This window comes from Roseicyclus sp. (genome assembly GCF_052168335.1).
In the GTDB taxonomy this organism is placed as follows: domain Bacteria; phylum Pseudomonadota; class Alphaproteobacteria; order Rhodobacterales; family Rhodobacteraceae; genus Roseibacterium.
Window position 1 is genome coordinate 1 of sequence record NZ_JBQLZP010000131.1, and the last position, 1442, is coordinate 1442.

The following is a 1442-nucleotide window of genomic DNA, read 5'->3' on the forward strand; positions in this document are numbered from 1 at the left end:
AGCCGATCCGTCGCGCCGTCTCCCCTCACTTGCCGCCGCCGCCGAGCATCTGCGCGATGCCGTAGACCGAGGGGCCGATCAGGATGATGAGGAGCGGCGGCACGCAGAACATCATGGTCCCGAGCGTCAGCTTCGTGGGCAGCTTGTTGGCCTTCTCCTCGGCGCGCATCACGCGCTTGTCGCGCATCTCCTCGGCGTAGACGCGCAGCGACTCCGCGATCGAGGTGCCGAAGGTCGCCGACTGGATCAGCGTCGTGACGAAGCTGTTGATGTCCTGCACGTCCACCCGCTCGCCCATGTCGCGGAGCACGCGGGACTTCTCCTTGCCGGCCTTCATCTCGTAGGCGACGATCTGGAATTCCTCGGCGAGCGAGGGATAGGAGGTCTCGATCTCCTTGGAGACGCGGTTGATCGCCTGGTCCAGCGACTGGCCTGCCTCGACGCAGACGAGCATCAGGTCGAGCGCGTCCGGGAAGCCCTGGATGATCTGCTCCTGCCGCACCTGGAGGCGGCGCTGCACCCAGTATTTCGGCGCGTAGTAGCCGATGCAGCCGGGCAGGAGCACGGTGATGATCGAGGCCTGCGCCGACCCGCCGCCCGCGATCAGCAGGTAGAGCGTGCCGATCACGAGGCCGCCGATCCCGCCCACGAGCTGCAGGAAGTGGAACATCTGCACCGCGCCCTTCGAGCGGTAGCCCGCGCGGATCATCGTCAGTTGGGATGCCGAAAGCTCGTCGACGTTCTGCGGCTGGAGATACTGCGAGAAGCGGTCGAGGCGCTGGTCCTTGCCGCCGACGCGCAGGCCGCGCGCCTTGCCGCCCTTCGACTGGGCTTCCCCTTCCTCCGACGACTTGAGCCGGCTGAACGGGTCCTTGTTGGGCTTGAGCACCGCCGGCAGCACCAGGATGATGAGCAGCACGCCCAGGAGGCCCACGACGATCATCGGGCCGAGGTCGCCGAACTGTTGCGTGAGCCAGTCGTTGCCGAGGGCCACGTATTCGCGGATCATTTCCATGTCGGTCGCCTGCCTCGCTCAAACCTTGATGTTCACCATCATGCGCATGAACAGCATGTTCACCGCGAGCATGACGGCCACGACCGCGCAGGCCGGGATGAAGACGGGAGTGTTGATGACTTCGGAGTAGTAGTCGGGCTTGGCCACGTTGATGCCGACGAGACAGATGATCGGGAAGAACGACAGGAACGTGCCCGAGAACTTCGCTTCCGAGGTGATCGCCTTGACCTTCCGGAACAGCTTGAAGCGCGCCCGGATCACGTTGGCGAGGCCCTGGAGGATCTCGGCGAGGTTCCCGCCCGAAGTCTGCTGGATGCCCACGGCCACCGCGAGGAAGCGGAGGTCCTGGATGTCGAGGCGCTCGGCCATGGCGCGGATCGACTCCGACACGTCGCGGCCATAGGCGGCCTCGTCGGCGATGATGCCG

2 protein-coding genes are annotated in these 1442 nt (G+C 65.7%); both read right to left on the bottom strand.

The window, feature by feature from the left end; all coding sequences use genetic code 11:
• Positions 1–25: 25 nt before the first annotated feature.
• The gene (locus ACTS11_RS04190; protein WP_442639089.1) at positions 26–1015 is read right to left on the bottom strand and encodes a type II secretion system F family protein; all 990 of its coding nucleotides are present in this window, start codon (positions 1013–1015) and stop codon (positions 26–28) included.
• 18 nt (positions 1016–1033) lie between these two features.
• Positions 1034–1442, bottom strand: a 409-nt coding sequence (locus tag ACTS11_RS04195) for a type II secretion system F family protein (RefSeq protein ID WP_442639090.1), incomplete at its 5' end; no start/stop codon positions are given.